Source organism: Rhizobium sp. Root1334 (assembly GCF_001426665.1).
In the GTDB taxonomy this organism is placed as follows: domain Bacteria; phylum Pseudomonadota; class Alphaproteobacteria; order Rhizobiales; family Rhizobiaceae; genus Pararhizobium.
In genome coordinates this window covers 426,834-441,703 of record NZ_LMEY01000012.1, presented here as the reverse complement: position 1 = coordinate 441,703, position 14,870 = coordinate 426,834, and the positions used below count along the sequence as shown (strand labels likewise).

The following is a 14,870-nucleotide window of genomic DNA, read 5'->3' as shown; positions in this document are numbered from 1 at the left end:
TCACCATTTACCCACAATGCACTGGCAATGACTGGCTAGTAGTTGTGAGTGGAGCGGATGGCAGAGAAACAATTGGCACGAAGCGGGGCTGCGGATTTCAACGTTTTGGCGGACGATGATCCATTGGCAGAACTCGCCCGCATCGTCGGCTATGACAATCGGCCTGCAGTTCAACAGCTGCAGGAACTCGAGCGGCATCGTGAGATGGTAAATAGGGAATCTGTGCTTCCTGAGCCGGTTCTCGATCTCGAAGACGAACTCCTGCGCGAGTTCGATGTCTACGATGCGCCACAGGCTGCTCCAGTTGTTCATGTTGCCGAGCCGGTTAATATCGAAGAGCCTGTTTCCTTCGCGCCTTTCGATGAAGAGTATCATGCTGCTCTTTCGCAGCCCGCTGAGCAGCCTGCCGTCGAATATCAGGCCGTAGAGGTCGCTGCGCCCGTTGTCGATGTGGTCGCGCCGGCCGAAAGCATCGAGCCGATTGCTGTCGAGCAGCCGGTTTTCGAGCAGGACATTGCCTTCGAGGCGATGGTGCCTGAGCATTCCGTGGCGCAATCCTGGTCACAGGAACCGGAGGCGGTCGCCCCGGAAGCCGACATTGCCCCCGAAATCGATAATGGTTGGGCCGTCGAGCAATGGAGCGAGCCGGCTTTTGACGGTGCGGACCTGGAGCGTGAGCTGGAGCTGTCGATCAGCTACGACGAAGCGCAGCAGGCAGATATCCGTCAGGCGCCTCACTTCGAGCCGGAACAGGACTTTTCCGCAGCGGGTTTCGCAAGTGTTGCCGAGCCAATTGTTGCTGCGCCTGTGTTCGAGAGCCCGGTTGCGTTCGAAGCTGTGGACTATTCCCCACCCGAAGCCGCGCAGCCTGTTGCCGATCCTGAAGCTTTGATGCAGGCCGAGCTGCCGGAATGGCGGGATACACCGGCGCCGACATCCGGCAATATCGTTATTTCGCCTGCGGATACCCACGGCATTGATGCCCTTCTGGCCGACATCGAGCGTTTTCCCGTGCCGCCCAAGGCGGAGGTTGCGTCTCCGGTGGAGGTTGCGCGCAAAGTCAACTACCCGTTTACACCGACGTTCAGCCGTGCGACGCCCGTCGCCACGAACGGCGGCGTGTCGTCCCAGAAAGCCTATGCAACGCCGCTGGCGGCAGCCGTGGTGGCCGCACCAGTGGCCGTCGCTGTCGCTGAGGCTGCCTATCAACCGGCAGAAGCCGCCGCCGAACCGGTGGTGATCGAGGCCGCTGCAGCCCTGAAGCCGGCCGTCAACGCCGAGCCTGATTTCGATCTCGATACGTTCGAGCTGGATCTTTCCGATATCGATATCAATTTGGATGCCGATGCTCCGGCTTTTGAGCCGGCGGCACAGGAGATCCCCTTTACCGCCGCCGAACCTGTTGCAGCCGCACCAGTCGTCGCCGCTTTCACCCCGGTAGCGCCTGCGGCCTACATTCCGGAGGCTGTGGAAGAAGTTCGCGAGGAGCCGGAAAGCGCTTTGGCTTTTGATCCGGCGATGATTTCGGAAACGGAAGAGAGCCTGACGGCGATTGCCGACCTTAACGTTCCCCAATTGCCTGTTGTCGAGCAGGAGCGCCCGGCTGTTCATCACCCGGATTACGATCTTGATATCGATGCTGAAATGGCTCAGCTTTTTGCCGCTCCGGGCCGCACCGCACAGAGTGTCGACCGCAGTGCCAATGCGACGCAAGCTGCAGCACCTGTTCAATCGTCGAATGTTCGCGTCGAAGAGGATTTCGACGAGTTCGAGAAGGCGATGGAAGAGGACTTCCGCCGGTCGCTGAGCCAGCCGCAGGACAATGATCCGTCCTCCGACCGTTTGGCCGTTGGTTCCGGTTATGCCGCCAACAACGATTATGACGACGAGCGCCGCGGTTCGGGCCGCCGCCGTCTGGCGCTGCTGGCCGCAACCGTTGCCGGTCTGGCGATCTTTGGCGGCGTTGGCGTCTATGCCTTCATGGGCGGTACGGGTTCCTCGCTGTCCGGCGGCGAGCCGAAAATCATTCTGGCGGACAAGTCGCCGGTGAAGATGGTGCCGGTGGAGAAGGGCGGCAAGACCGTTCCGAACCAGGACAAGGCCGTTTATGACCGTGTTGCCGGTGCGCAGGACACGACGCCTCAGCAGGGGACCCTGGTTTCCTCCACCGAAGAACCGATTGATGTGGTTCAGCGGACGTTGACACCGGAAAATCTGCCAAATGAAGGCACTGATGATGACCTTCCCGGCGTGATGCCGGTGGACGACGATGGCAGCGCCCGGCTTCTGCCGGATGGACAGACGGCGGACAATGCCACAGCTGACGCAGAACAGTCGCCTGCTGTATCGCCGCGCAAGGTTCGCACGATGATCGTCAAGCCTGACGGGACGTTGGTAGCCCGCGAGGAGCCGGTGGCCGAGCCGCAGACAAATGTTGCTGCCAACAATGGCGAACCGCAGGTCAATGTCGTCAAGACGACAACCTTGACCAAGCCGATCGAGACCGCTTCGACGCCGAAGTCGCAGCCTGTTGTCGAACAGCTTGCCGAGCAGGGACAGAAGAGCGCACTTGCTGAGGCCGCAGACGTAACGGTTAATGAAACCGCGCCGGTCCGCCCCGTCAAGACGACGGATGTAGCCGATGCGAACCCGCTACCGCAGACGCGTCCGGCCGCAGAGCAGAAGGTTGTCGATACCTTCAAGAACGATATCGCTGCAACGCAGCCTGCTGCCGAAGGAAAGCCGGTCGAAACAGCCTCGATTGCGCCTGGTACCTATGTGATCCAGATCGCCTCGCTGCCGTCCGAAGCCGAAGCCCAGACGTCCTACAAGACGCTCTCCGGCAAGTTCGGCAGCGTGATTGGCGGCAAGGGTGTCGATATCAAGAAGGCCGAAATCGCAGGCAAGGGCACCTATTACCGGGTTCGTATTCCGGCAGGCTCCCGCGACGCCGCCAACGCGATGTGCGCACAGTACAAGAGCGCTGGCGGCAGCTGCCTCGTGACACGATAATCTGGTCGAATGACCAGCCCACAAAAGGCGCGGCCACTGGTCGCGCCTTTTTCATGTCCGAGGCTGGCCGCAAGCGTTGCGAATGCTGAGACAAGACGAGAAACCGGCTTTCGTCTTGCCAAGGGCTGCGGCTATCATACGGCATGACCGAATCAAAAGCATTCATTTCGGGCTGCAAAGGCCTGACCATCACCCCGGACGAAAAAGCCTTTTTCGCGGACGAGCGTCCGTGGGGCTTCATTTTGTTTGGACGCAATATTGGCGAAGCCAACCAGATTGCTGATCTGACGGCGTCCTTGCGCGACAGCATCGGCAATCCCGATGCGCCGGTGCTGATCGACCAGGAGGGTGGCCGCGTCCAGCGCATTCGCCCGCCGATCGTGGCGCAGTATCCGAATGGTGCGGCCATCGGCGAAATCTATCGTCGTGATCGTGAACAGGGTCTGCGCGCCGCATGGCTGATGTCGCGGCTGCATGCATTTGACCTGATGCGGTTCGGTATCACCATTGATTGCCTGCCGGTACTGGATGTGCCTATCGAAGGCAGCAGTGACGTCATTGGCAATCGCGCTTACGGCTACGATCCGCGCGCCGTTGCCGAAATCGGCGCCGCTGCGTCGGCTGGCCTCAAGGCCGGCGGCATGCTGCCTGTGATGAAGCATATGCCGGGCCATGGCCGGGCCTTTGTCGATTCGCATCATAAGCTGCCCGTGGTCGACGTTTCCTTCGATGAACTGGCCAACAGCGACTTTCTGCCGTTCGTTGCCATGAAGGACGAACTGATGGGCATGTCGGCCCATATCGTCTTCACTGCCATCGATCCGGATAATCCGGCAACGACCTCGGCGAAGGTGGTGCGGGATGTCATCCGCGGCCATATCGGTTTTGATGGTCTGTTGATGTCGGACGATGTCTCGATGAATGCGTTGGCCGGCGATATCGAGGCGCGGGCGCGCGGGATTATTGCTGCCGGGCTCGATCTGGTGTTGCATTGCCATGGCATCATGGATGAAATGCATCAGGTCGCGCGGGTCGTGCCGGTCATTTCCGGAGACAGGCTGCGCCGTGTGCAGGCTGTCGAGGCTGGCTTTGCTAAGCCCGACGCCTCGGACGAAGCAGCGCTGCGGGAAGAATTTAACGGCATGCTGGCTATAGCGTAGGAGGCATGAGCTGATTTCAGGGGCAGGGCAATCGTGAGTAACGCCGGCGACACGCAGAAGAAACCGGCGACACGGGCGCCGATGGATTCTCTGTGGCAGGATGACCCCTCCGATCGCGGCCTGCACGAGGAAGAGCTGGTCGTCGATATCGCCGGGTTTGAAGGTCCGCTCGATCTTTTGCTGCATCTTGCCCGCAATCAGCGCGTTGATCTCTCGCGTATTTCCGTGTTGGCGCTTGCCGAGCAATATATCGCCTTCATCGAGCGTGCCCGCAGCATCCGGCTTGAACTGGCGGCTGATTACCTGGTGATGGCCGCCTGGCTGGCGTTCCTCAAGTCTCGTCTGTTGATTCCCCAGCAGGCCAAGGACGAAGGCCCATCAGGCGAGGAGATGGCGTCGGCGCTGGCGTTCCGCCTCAAGCGGCTTGAAGCCATGCGCGAGGCAGCCACCCGCCTGATCAACCGCAACCGGCTCGGCCGCGACGTGTTTGCCCGTGGTGCGCCGGAACATATTCCGGTCGAAAAGAAATCGGCGTTCGAGGCTTCGCTTTACGATCTGCTCCATGCCTATGCGTCGCTGCGCCAGCGTGAGGCGGTGATGCAGGTGACGATCGAGAAGCGGCAGGTCTGGTCGCTTGCCGATGCGCGGCTCGTGCTGGCGCGGCTGATTGGCGATATGGTCGACTGGACAGCGTTGGATCATTTTCTGCTGCGCTACATGACGAGCCCGAAGGAACGCGCCACGGCAATTGCCAGTTCTTTTGCCGCCTCGTTGGAAATGGTGCGTGAAGGGCGCCTCGAAATCCGCCAGGATGGTGCCTTTGCGCCGATCTATCTCCGCCAGGGACCAAATCCGCTCACGCCCGAAGGGCTAGCGGCCATGGAGGCGGGGCGTGATTGAGCCGCAAGAGCGTCTGCCGGGGATGATCGAGGAAGAGGACGGCGCAGAGACAACCATTCCCTTGATTGATCCGCGCACTGAGCTGGAAGTCGAGCGCATCGCTGAAGCGCTGGTGTTTGCCTCTGCCCAACCGGTCTCGGAGGGCTATATCGCCGCACGCCTGCCGCAGGGAGCGGACGTTCGGCGCATCATGATGCGGCTGAAATCCATTTATGCCGGCCGTGGCGTCAACCTGTTGCAGGTCGCCGATCACTGGGCGTTCCGCACGGCCGCCGACCTTTCGTTCGTCGTGCAGACCGATGAAAACGAGGTGCGCAAGCTGTCGCGCGCTGCCCTCGAAGTTCTGGCGATCATTGCCTATCATCAGCCAGTGACGCGAGCCGAGATCGAGGATATTCGCGGCGTGCAGACGTCCAAGGGGACGCTGGATGTGCTGATGGAAGCGGGCTGGATCCGCTTTCGCGGCCGCCGCCGCACGCCGGGCAGGCCGGTGACATTCGGCAGTACGCGGGACTTTCTCGATCACTTCGGGCTGGAGGAACTACGCGATCTCCCAGGCCTTGAGGAGTTGAAGGGGGCAGGGTTGCTGTCCGGACGCATCCCGGCAAATTTCCAGATCCCTGTGCCGCTCGGTGACGATGGGTTTGGCGAGGACGAGGATCCGATCACGCAACTCGATCTCGAAGAACTCGGCCTTCTGCCGCCATCCGGCGGGGATGGCGAGTAGAGCGGCGCTTTCGTCTCGCCCCTTACTGCTTTTCTGGTCACGTCCTCGTGACTTCGTGGCCAGAATACGCTGGAAAGTTCGGCGATTCATACAGTTGGCTGTATCTCCGCCGCAGTCTCGGTGTAAGGATTGCGCGACGGACGCCTTTCCGCTAACCAGCGAAATGGATTGCTGTTTGAAAAAGATGGTTGAGCATCTTAAATCGGGGTTACAGGCTTCAAGGGAGTAAGAATATGGGTTCCTTTAGTATCTGGCATTGGCTGATCGTTCTGGTCGTCGTTCTGCTGCTGTTCGGCCGTGGCAAGATCCCGGAACTGATGGGCGACGTTGCCAAGGGCATCAAGAGCTTCAAGAAGGGCATGACCGACGACGAGACGGCATCGGCCGACAAGACCGTCGATGGCAAGACGGTCGAACACAAATCCGACGAAGTCCGCTAATCATGCATATTGTTCAGGGCCTGACCCGTCCGGGCAGGCCCTGCCGCCTTCGGTTTTGTGGAGTTCCTGAGAATGCTTGATGTCGGCTGGACCGAGCTTGTCGTTATTGCCATCGTTCTGATCATTGTGGTTGGTCCGAAGGATCTGCCGCCGATGCTGCGAACCTTCGGCAAGATGATGACGAAGATGCGCGGCATGGCGAACGATTTCCGCCAACAATTCGACGAAGCGCTGAAGGAAGCCGACCTCGACGACGTGCGAAAGACGCTGAGCGACGCTCAAAAACTCAACCCGGCCAACACCATCCGCGAGGCGATGAACCCGCTCAGGCAGATGGGCAATGATATCAAGGCCGATCTGCAGAAGGCGACGGCGGTTGACCCCGCGCCAAAGGCGGATATCCCGCCACCCGCTTCCGTTTCAGCCGAGGCCGCAGTTCCGCAGGAGCAGCCAAAGGCTGATCCTGTTGCCGCTGCTGCAATCGCATCGGCTGCCAAGCAGATGGATCGTGCCGCCGAGGCTGAAAAGCCCAAGCCGAAACGTGTTGCCAAGCCGAAGACGGTAGCCCCTGAGCCCGCTGTTGTGTCCGCTGTAAAGACACCGGCGAAAAAGGCGAAGGTTGCTGTTTCGGCCGATGTCAAGCCGGCCGCCAGCAAGTCAGCAGCCAAGACGACGAAGAAAAAAGGTGACGCATGAGCGGCGATATCGAAGACAAGCCCCAGCCGCTGATGGCGCACCTGATCGAACTGCGCGCCCGCCTGATGTGGGCCGTCGGTGCGTTCTTCGTGGCCTTCCTCGTCTGCTTCTATTTTGCCAAGGGTATCTTCAACATTCTTGTCCAGCCCTTCAAGTGGGCGGTGGATTGGGCTGGTCTCAATCATGGTTCGGTTGAGCTGATCTACACCGCGCCGCAGGAATTTTTCTTCACCCAGATCAAGGTGGCGATGTTCAGCGCGCTGGTGATCGCGTTTCCGGTGATTGCCTCGCAGGTCTACAAATTCGTCGCGCCCGGGCTTTACAAGAACGAGCGCGCGGCTTTCCTGCCGTTTTTGATTGCATCGCCCATTCTCTTCATTCTCGGTGGTTGCCTCGTTTATTTCTTCTTCACGCCGATGGTCATGTGGTTCTTCCTGGCTATGCAGCAGGATGGCAGCAACGGACAGGTGTCGATCCAGCTTCTGCCAAAGGTGTCTGAATATCTGAGCCTGATCATGTCGCTGATCTTCGCGTTCGGCTTGGTGTTCCAGTTGCCAGTCATCACCACGCTGCTTGCGCGCGTGGGTTTTGTCACGGCGGATGGCCTGAAGGAAAAGCGGAAATATGCGATCGTCATTGCGTTCATCGCCGCCGCCATCCTGACGCCGCCGGATCCGGTGTCCCAGATCGGCCTTGCTCTGCCCGCCATCCTTCTCTACGAGATTTCCATCTACACGGCCCGACTCATCGAACGGCAACGGGCGCGCGACGCAGCTGCGCGCGAGGTTGCCGAGGCGGAGGAAAACGCCGGCTGATACGCTTGTGTATCAGCCAATGCGTTCGGGTCTCAGTTTTTACCAAGACCGATCAGGACCTGAACGACCATGCTTGATATCAAATGGATTAGGGATAATGCCGAAGCCCTGGACGCCGCCCTTGCAAAGCGCGGCGCCGAGCCCCTGTCGGCTGCACTGATTTCGCTCGATGAAAAGCGCCGCTCTCTCGTTCAGTCGCTGCAGGACATGCAGTCGCGCCGCAATGCCGCATCCAAGGAAATCGGCGCCGCGATGGCGCAGAAGAACAGCGAGCTTGCCGATAAGCTGAAGGCGGAAGTGGCCGAGTTGAAGACCACGATGCCGGCGTTGGAAGAGGAAAACCGGCTGACGGACGCCGCCCTCATCGAGGCCTTGTCCAGCATTCCGAATATTCCGCTCGACGATGTTCCGGTCGGGAGCGATGAGCACGGCAATGTGGTCAAGCACAGCCATGGCCAGAAGCCCGGCTGGAATCACCAGCCGAAAGAACATTTCGAAATCGGTGAAGAACTCGGTTGGCTCGATTTCGAAGGCGCTGCCAGGATCGCCGGTTCGCGCTTCACCATCGTCAAGGGCCAGCTGGCGCGCCTTGAGCGGGCGCTTGGCCAGTTCATGCTCGACCTGCATACCGGCGAACACGGCTATCTTGAGGTCCAGCCGCCGCTGATGACCCGCGACGAGGCCATGTATGGAACGGGGCAGCTGCCGAAGTTTTCCGAGGATCTTTTCAAGACCACGGATGGCCGCTGGCTGATCCCGACGGCAGAAGTGCCGTTGACCAATATGGTGCGCGAACAGATCCTTGAGGCCGATGCCCTGCCGCTGCGCTTTACGGCGCTGACGCCGTGCTTCCGTTCCGAGGCAGGTTCCGCTGGCCGCGATACCCGCGGCATGCTGCGCCAGCATCAGTTCAACAAGGTCGAACTCGTGTCGATTACCGATGCCGACAATTCGATTAATGAACATGAGCGCATGACGGGCTGCGCCGAGGAAGTGCTGAAGCGCCTCGGCCTGCACTATCGGGTCATGACGCTGTGCACCGGCGACATGGGCTTTGGTGCCCGCAAGACTTACGATCTGGAAGTGTGGCTGCCGGGGCAGGACGCCTATCGCGAAATCTCGTCCTGCTCGGTCTGCGGCGATTTTCAGGCCCGGCGGATGAACACCCGCTACCGGACGAAGGACGACAAGGCCCTGAGGTTCGTTCACACCCTGAACGGTTCCGGTACCGCTGTCGGCCGCGCTTTGATCGCCGTCATCGAAAACTATCTGAATGAAGACGGATCGGTAACCATCCCGGACGTATTGTTGCCCTACATGGGCGGCCTCACGAAGATCGAAAAGGCCGGTTGAGCCGCGTCTGGCGGCAGGGGTTAAGATGCGAATTCTGCTGACAAATGACGATGGCATCCATGCCGAAGGCCTTGCCGTGCTCGAACGGATCGCCCGGACGCTTTCCGACGATGTCTGGGTGGTGGCGCCGGAAACGGACCAGAGCGGCCTTGCGCATTCTCTGACCTTGTCAGAGCCCCTGCGTCTGCGGCAGATTTCGGAAAAGCATTTCGCGCTGCGCGGGACGCCGACCGATTGCGTCATCATGGGCGTGCGCAAGGTTCTGGACGTCAAGCCGGATCTCATCCTGTCGGGTGTCAATGTCGGCGCCAACATGGCCGACGACGTCACCTATTCCGGCACGATTGCCGGAGCCATCGAAGGAACGCTGCAGGGCATCCGTTCATTTGCCCTCAGCCAGGCCTTTCGCCACGCAGATGGCGGTATCGTTCCCTGGGATGTTGTGGAAACCCACGCGCCCAAGCTTCTGAGGAAGCTGATGAATCTTGATCTGCCGGACGGGACGTTTCTCAACCTGAATTTCCCGAACTGTTCGGCCGATGCGGTGACCGGCACCGAAGTGACCTGTCAGGGCAAGCTTGATTTCGGCCTGTCGATCGATGAGCGCTCCGATGGACGCGGTCATCCTTACTATTGGCTTCGTTTCGGCGAGCGCTTCGGCGACTTCAGGGCAGGTACCGATATCCATGCGATCCGCGAGCACAAGATTTCCGTGACGCCATTGAAGCTCGATCTGACCGACTACGCGGTACAGGACCGGGTCGCCCGCGCGCTTCTTGATGGAGAGGCCGATTGAGCCCGCGCGTTATCGAGCAGGAAGGGTTTGCCGCATTGGTGCTGCGTTTACGGGCCGAAGGCATCTCCAACAAGGAGCTGCTCAACGCCGTCGAGCAGACGCCACGGTCGATCTTTACCCCACCGCAGTATCAGGAGAATGCCTATTCCTCGCGGCTCGTTCCGCTGGATTGCGGCGCCTTCATGGAAGGCTTCGATTTCGCCGTGCGGCTTTTGCACTGCCTGAATGTCAAGGCGGGCCAACGCGTGCTTGAGGTCGGTACCGGCAGCGGGTTTACGGCTGGCGTGATGGGGCGGATGGCCGAGCGGGTGCTGACGATCGAGCGTTACAAGACGCTTGCGACCAGCGCCCAGCGAAATCTTGAAAAGGCCGGTATCCGCAATGTGATCGTCCGCCACGCGGATGGCAGCATCGGACCGACGGGTGAGGGGACCTTTGACCGAATCCTGGTGACGACCGCATTCTCCAGCCTGCCGCGGGTCTTTTCCGATCACCTCGTGTCGGGCGGCGTCCTCATCGTGCCGATCATGATGAGCGAAACCGAATGCCGCATCGTCCGGCTGACGCGCACCGGTAGCCGCTTTGACCGGGAGGATCTGTTCGAGGCGCCCTATCTGCCGTTCGTCCCGCAAGTCGCTTCATTTCTCTGATTGTCCAGGCAGACCTTCAGCCGCGTGTTTGTCCCAAAGACTAAAAGCACCCCTTCCGTGAATTGATTCCCTCGACTGTTGCTGCAGTTCGGCGCATCGTTTTCAGCCTGCTTTCTCTATTCGTATATTCCATGGAAAAACAGGGCGTTAACCTCTCGTTAACGGCGGTCAGTTTCGCGCAAGTTTCGGGGCCTAACCGAATTCTGCGCACAAAAGTCATAGACCTGAGCTGACCCCTGAAGTGATGCGTGTTTGTCAGTTCTATTCCAGGCGTAGAAACGCAAGGAGCGGCAGATGCAGATCGCGAACAGATTGGCCTCGGCGACAGCCGGAGATGGGATGAACAATCTTGCCGGCCGTGCGGCAGCGCAGGGTGCCTCCGGCAATCGGGAGGATTCCGGCACATCCGTGTCGCTGACCGGAGGCTACGACCCTTCCTCGCGTGTTTCGCTGTCTGCGGAGGCGCTGCTGTTTCTGGGCCGTACAAAGCGCGTTCAGGAAAAATACCCGGCGCTGACCAGAGATGAATGGAGCAACAAGCTTTCGCCGCAGCTGGCTGCCCGCGAATACCAGGCATTTGGCAAATATAGCGAGACTGGCGACCACAAGGCCTACTATCGCGCCTTCATCGAGTATTACGACAACCTCCGCCCGGAAGACCAGAACAGCTTGCGCTATTTCGGCACGCGCGATGCGGCCATCGCCGGTGCGCGTTCTGTCGCCTATAGCGACGAGAGCGGTATGGACGGTGGATCGGGGTTTCAGACGCTTGTCAGTGTTCTGCTCGATGCTGACAAGGTGCAGTCGGAATTGACCGCTGCGCAGGATACCGGCGGTATGATCACCGGTGATATGTTCGGCTGGGATACCGGTACGATCAGCTATGAGGACGTGTCACAGACACGCAGCGGCCTCTCCGAGATCGAAAAATTCTACAGGGAAAGTTTTTGAGCTTTCGGCCGTAGTCAATTGAAGCTGCCGGGTAAAAGCCACAAACCGCTGCTCTGATGATCGCCGAGGCGGCCTGCAGGCGTGCCCGTATTTGAAGCGCTTCGCGCCGTCCCGGCGGGTGCCGTTTGCCGGGATACGCTAGGTCAATCGCGGGCACGCGGGACGGCGGTCTGCGATCATGGTTATCAATTCATCAAAAAAAGTGGAAGCTAATATCGGTTTTAACCGTGCGGTAACTCTAATGCGTTTTAATCATTTTACACCGAGTTGTGTTCCAAGTGGGTAAAGTGTCATGCGTATTAGAGTTTCGTCGAGTGTGGGAAAGTCCGCTGTCCGCCTGCTTGCAGCAATATTGCTGGCAAGCGTAGCGACAGGATGTAGCTCCGATGCAAGCCGCTTTGGCGGGCTTTTTTCGAAGTCCGACAATCTAACGACCAACTCAATCTCCAGCAGCAATGTTCCCATTCCGCGCAGCGATGTGCAGAGTGGTAGCCTAGCGGCTGCCCCGGTAGGGCAGGTCAATCGCCAGGAAGCGGTCAGTCAGCCTTTCCCTGATCCGGTTAATACCGCATCGACGCCGATTTCGCGCGCCCGGGAAGCTTCGACGCCGATCAATGTTCAGCGTGTCGCGCTGGCGGACTCGACTACGAAGGTGCGTGATACATCGCTGGCACAGCCCATGCCAGCGGCTCGCAACCTGGCGAAGGCCGAGCAGAAGCTTAATGCCGATCCGATCTCGACGGCGACGACATCCAAGGGCGGCTGGTCAACGGCGAACGCTCCTGCCGTTCTGCTTCGTCAGGGCGATACCGTCGCAACGCTCTCGAAGCGGTTCGGCGTGCCGGAAAAGGAAATTCTCAAGGCGAACGGTCTGACGTCTTCATCGCAGGCGGAGCCGGGTCAGCGCATTCTGATCCCGACCTTCGGTGTAGCCAGCAGCGCTGCCAAGGCATCGGCATCGGACGCCGCGGCGAGCCTTGATGTCGATAAGCAGAAGAATATCCCGATCCAGCCGGACAGCCGCGATGTGGCAATCCTGCCCGGTCAATCGCAGTCCCGCGAAAAGGGTGTCAATCGCACCGATATGGCCGCCGGCAAGCAGCCGGTTTCCGGCGACGGCAACGGTCAGGGCGGCACGTACACTGTCAAGGCGGGTGATTCCATCAACCGGATCGCCAAGGCAAACGGCGTATCGGTCGATGCGCTGCGCAAGGAAAACGGCCTGACCAGTGCTGCAATCCGCATCGGTCAGACGCTGAAGATCCCGGGCGGCAATGCCTCGGCTGCAGATCAAGTCGTCACCGCCTCGGTTCCGAAGAAGGCCGACACCAAGGTTGCCAAGGCCGACAGCACAAAGCCGGCCGAATATACGGCGCCGGTGGCCAAGCAGTCGGTAACGGAAGTCGCTTCGAAAGAGGACACGACCGAGGCCTCGCCGAAGGCAACAGGGATCGCCAAGTACCGCTGGCCGGTTCGTGGCGCAGTCATTGCCGGATATGGCGCCAACGTCGAAGGCAACCGCAACGACGGCATCAACATCTCGGTTCCCGAGGGTACGCCGATCAAGGCCGCAGAAAATGGCGTGGTCATCTATTCCGGCAGCAGCCTGAAGGAGCTTGGCAATGCGGTCCTGGTTCGCCATGACGATGGCACTGTCACGGTCTACGGCAATGCGTCGGAACTGAAGGTTCAGCGCGGCCAGAAGATCCAGCGCGGCCAGACGCTTGCAGCGTCCGGCATGAGCGGCACGGCAACGCAGCCGCAGGTGCACTTCGAGGTTCGCAAGAACGCCAGCGCGGTCAATCCGGCCACTTTCCTGGAATAGTCTGAAGCTGCCGCCAATCATCAAAAGAAAAGCCCCTTCCGGGGCTTTTCTGCGTTTAGACCAGATCGATCTTTTTCTGCGAGCGGCCGGCCAGATCCTGAATGAACTGCCAGGCGACGCGGCCGGAGCGGGCGCCGCGCGTCGTGCTCCATTCCAGTGCATCGGCGTGAAGTTTTGCCGGGTCGGTCTCCAACCCGAAATGCGCGGCATAGCCATCGATCATCGCCAGATAGTCGTCCTGGCTACACTTGTAGAACCCGAGCCAGAGCCCGAAGCGATCAGACAGCGAGACCTTTTCTTCGACTGCCTCGGATGGGTTGATCGCCGTCGATTGCTCATTTTCCATCATATGGCGCGGCAACAGGTGCCGGCGGTTGGATGTCGCATACAGCAGCACGTTTGCAGGCCGGCCTTCGATGCCGCCGTCAAGGACCGCTTTCAGCGACTTGTAGGATGTGTCGTCATGATCGAAGGACAGGTCGTCGCAAAAGACGATGACCGGGACAGGGGCGGTCTTGAGGATTTCCATCAGGGTTGGCAACGTGGCGATATCTTCGCGATGCACCTCGACCAGCTTCAGGCGGATACCTGCATCGGCAGCGACGCTGGCATGCACCGCCTTGACCAATGAGGATTTGCCCATGCCGCGTGCGCCCCAGAGCAATACGTTGTTGGCCGGAAAGCCTTGCGCAAATCTCAGCGTGTTATCGAACAGAATATCGCGGACATGATCGACGCTCTGGATCAGCTTGAGTTCCACCCGGTTTGGCTTGGTCACCGGCTGAAGGTGCAGCCGTTGAGGCGCCCAGACGAAGCATTCCGCAGAATCCCAGTCGTTCACGGCAGGGGCTGGACCGGCGATCCGCTCGATTGCCTCCGATAGCTTGCGCATTTCGGCGATCAGAAGGTCGATTTTTGTGTCCTGCATGAGAGTTTCCCCGATGATGGCTGTGGTTTTGGCTGTGGGGCCAAGCTGTCCGGTAGCATGGCTGATCTAACGGTAAAAGGCGTGAAATCCAGTAGAAAGAGCTTCTCCTTGGGCCGATTTCATGTATGAGGCTGAAGGCAGAAGCCGGTTGGTCTGATGTTGCATTGAAATCAACCTTTCCTATAGTCCGGCGATCCGAAACGCGGGCATCTGTCCGCCAAACCGCATTCAAGGAGTGATTGATGTTCATTACCGAGGCATTCGCCCAGACGGCACCCGGCGCAAGCGCCGGCGGCGCTGATATTCTCATGTCGATCCTGCCGTTCCTGCTGATCTTCGTCGTGATGTACTTCCTGATCATCCGTCCGCAGCGCGCCAACATGAAGCGCCGCGAGGAACTGCTGAAGAACATCCGCCGCGGCGATCAGATTGTTACCGGTGGCGGAATTGTCGGCAAGGTGACGAAGGTCGTTGATGACAACGAACTCGAAGTCGAAATTGCTGACGGTGTGAAGATTCGTGTGGTACGCAGTGGTGTATCCGAAGTCCGTGTGAAGGGCGAACCTGTCAAGGAATAAGCTTGCAGGGAGGCCGGGGCACACTGGCCACCTTGTAAC

Annotated in this window: 14 protein-coding genes; 13 read left to right on the top strand and 1 reads right to left on the bottom strand. The window is 59.7% G+C overall.

The window, feature by feature from the left end:
• Window positions 1-57: 57 nt before the first annotated feature.
• The 12 genes from ASD36_RS16170 to ASD36_RS16115 all read left to right on the top strand — a co-directional run bounded on the left by ASD36_RS16170 (window position 58) and on the right by ASD36_RS16115 (window position 13,325).
• Complete coding sequence (locus ASD36_RS16170) at window positions 58-3,012, top strand: SPOR domain-containing protein (protein ID WP_060505237.1); 2,955 nt, start codon at window positions 58-60, stop codon at window positions 3,010-3,012.
• A 125-nt stretch (window positions 3,013-3,137) separates the two neighbouring features.
• Window positions 3,138-4,172, top strand: a complete 1,035-nt coding sequence (nagZ, locus tag ASD36_RS16165) for a beta-N-acetylhexosaminidase (protein ID WP_112834675.1) — start codon at window positions 3,138-3,140, stop codon at window positions 4,170-4,172.
• An 81-nt stretch (window positions 4,173-4,253) separates the two neighbouring features.
• Window positions 4,254-5,072, top strand: a complete 819-nt coding sequence (locus ASD36_RS16160; RefSeq protein WP_060505239.1) for a ScpA family protein — start codon at window positions 4,254-4,256, stop codon at window positions 5,070-5,072.
• A complete protein-coding gene (gene scpB / locus ASD36_RS16155) occupies window positions 5,065-5,799 on the top strand; it encodes an SMC-Scp complex subunit ScpB (protein WP_112834674.1) in 735 nt (244 codons plus the stop codon). Before ASD36_RS16160 ends, scpB begins: the two co-directional genes overlap by 8 nt.
• A 233-nt stretch (window positions 5,800-6,032) precedes the next feature.
• Window positions 6,033-6,239, top strand: coding sequence for a twin-arginine translocase TatA/TatE family subunit (locus tag ASD36_RS16150; protein ID WP_060505241.1), 207 nt, complete (start codon window positions 6,033-6,035; stop codon window positions 6,237-6,239).
• A gap of 72 nt (window positions 6,240-6,311) precedes the next feature.
• Window positions 6,312-6,935 carry a Sec-independent protein translocase protein TatB gene (tatB, locus tag ASD36_RS16145; RefSeq protein ID WP_060505242.1) on the top strand — a complete coding sequence of 208 codons (624 nt, stop codon included), beginning with the start codon at window positions 6,312-6,314 and terminating at the stop codon, window positions 6,933-6,935.
• Window positions 6,932-7,750, top strand: a complete 819-nt coding sequence (tatC, locus tag ASD36_RS16140) for a twin-arginine translocase subunit TatC (protein ID WP_037101031.1) — start codon at window positions 6,932-6,934, stop codon at window positions 7,748-7,750. Before tatB ends, tatC begins: the two co-directional genes overlap by 4 nt.
• A 69-nt stretch (window positions 7,751-7,819) precedes the next feature.
• Entirely contained in the window at window positions 7,820-9,103 is a 1,284-nt protein-coding gene (gene serS / locus ASD36_RS16135; protein WP_060505243.1) for a serine--tRNA ligase, read from the top strand.
• 25 nt (window positions 9,104-9,128) lie between these two features.
• The gene (gene surE / locus ASD36_RS16130) at window positions 9,129-9,899 is read left to right on the top strand and encodes a 5'/3'-nucleotidase SurE (RefSeq protein ID WP_060511073.1); all 771 of its coding nucleotides are present in this window, start codon (window positions 9,129-9,131) and stop codon (window positions 9,897-9,899) included.
• Window positions 9,896-10,549, top strand: a complete 654-nt coding sequence (locus tag ASD36_RS16125; protein WP_060505245.1) for a protein-L-isoaspartate(D-aspartate) O-methyltransferase — start codon at window positions 9,896-9,898, stop codon at window positions 10,547-10,549. The genes surE and ASD36_RS16125 overlap by 4 nt, the downstream gene beginning before the upstream one ends.
• A gap of 294 nt (window positions 10,550-10,843) precedes the next feature.
• Complete coding sequence (locus ASD36_RS16120; RefSeq protein ID WP_060505246.1) at window positions 10,844-11,500, top strand: hypothetical protein; 657 nt, start codon at window positions 10,844-10,846, stop codon at window positions 11,498-11,500.
• A gap of 292 nt (window positions 11,501-11,792) precedes the next feature.
• Window positions 11,793-13,325 (top strand): LysM peptidoglycan-binding domain-containing M23 family metallopeptidase, encoded by a 1,533-nt coding sequence (locus ASD36_RS16115; RefSeq protein ID WP_060505247.1) that lies wholly within the window; start codon window positions 11,793-11,795, stop codon window positions 13,323-13,325.
• A gap of 55 nt (window positions 13,326-13,380) precedes the next feature.
• Here ASD36_RS16115 and ASD36_RS16110 read toward each other — a convergent pair whose 3' ends face one another.
• On the bottom strand, window positions 13,381-14,253 hold the full coding sequence (locus ASD36_RS16110) for an ATP-binding protein (protein WP_060505248.1): 873 nt from the start codon (window positions 14,251-14,253) through the stop codon (window positions 13,381-13,383).
• Between the two features lie 242 nt (window positions 14,254-14,495).
• Between ASD36_RS16110 and yajC the strand changes: the two genes are divergently transcribed.
• Window positions 14,496-14,831 (top strand): preprotein translocase subunit YajC, encoded by a 336-nt coding sequence (gene yajC, locus ASD36_RS16105; RefSeq protein WP_060505249.1) that lies wholly within the window; start codon window positions 14,496-14,498, stop codon window positions 14,829-14,831.
• Window positions 14,832-14,870 lie beyond the last annotated feature (39 nt).

Coding starts and splice junctions, on each gene's coding strand:
- ASD36_RS16170 (WP_060505237.1), top strand. CDS start 58: ATGGCAGAGAAACAATTGGCACGAAGCGGGGCTGCGGATTTCAACGTT.
- ASD36_RS16160 (WP_060505239.1), top strand. CDS start 4,254: ATGGATTCTCTGTGGCAGGATGACCCCTCCGATCGCGGCCTGCACGAG.
- ASD36_RS16150 (WP_060505241.1), top strand. CDS start 6,033: ATGGGTTCCTTTAGTATCTGGCATTGGCTGATCGTTCTGGTCGTCGTT.
- tatB (WP_060505242.1), top strand. CDS start 6,312: ATGCTTGATGTCGGCTGGACCGAGCTTGTCGTTATTGCCATCGTTCTG.
- tatC (WP_037101031.1), top strand. CDS start 6,932: ATGAGCGGCGATATCGAAGACAAGCCCCAGCCGCTGATGGCGCACCTG.
- serS (WP_060505243.1), top strand. CDS start 7,820: ATGCTTGATATCAAATGGATTAGGGATAATGCCGAAGCCCTGGACGCC.
- surE (WP_060511073.1), top strand. CDS start 9,129: ATGCGAATTCTGCTGACAAATGACGATGGCATCCATGCCGAAGGCCTT.
- ASD36_RS16120 (WP_060505246.1), top strand. CDS start 10,844: ATGCAGATCGCGAACAGATTGGCCTCGGCGACAGCCGGAGATGGGATG.
- ASD36_RS16115 (WP_060505247.1), top strand. CDS start 11,793: ATGCGTATTAGAGTTTCGTCGAGTGTGGGAAAGTCCGCTGTCCGCCTG.
- ASD36_RS16110 (WP_060505248.1), bottom strand. CDS start 14,253: ATGCAGGACACAAAAATCGACCTTCTGATCGCCGAAATGCGCAAGCTA.
- yajC (WP_060505249.1), top strand. CDS start 14,496: ATGTTCATTACCGAGGCATTCGCCCAGACGGCACCCGGCGCAAGCGCC.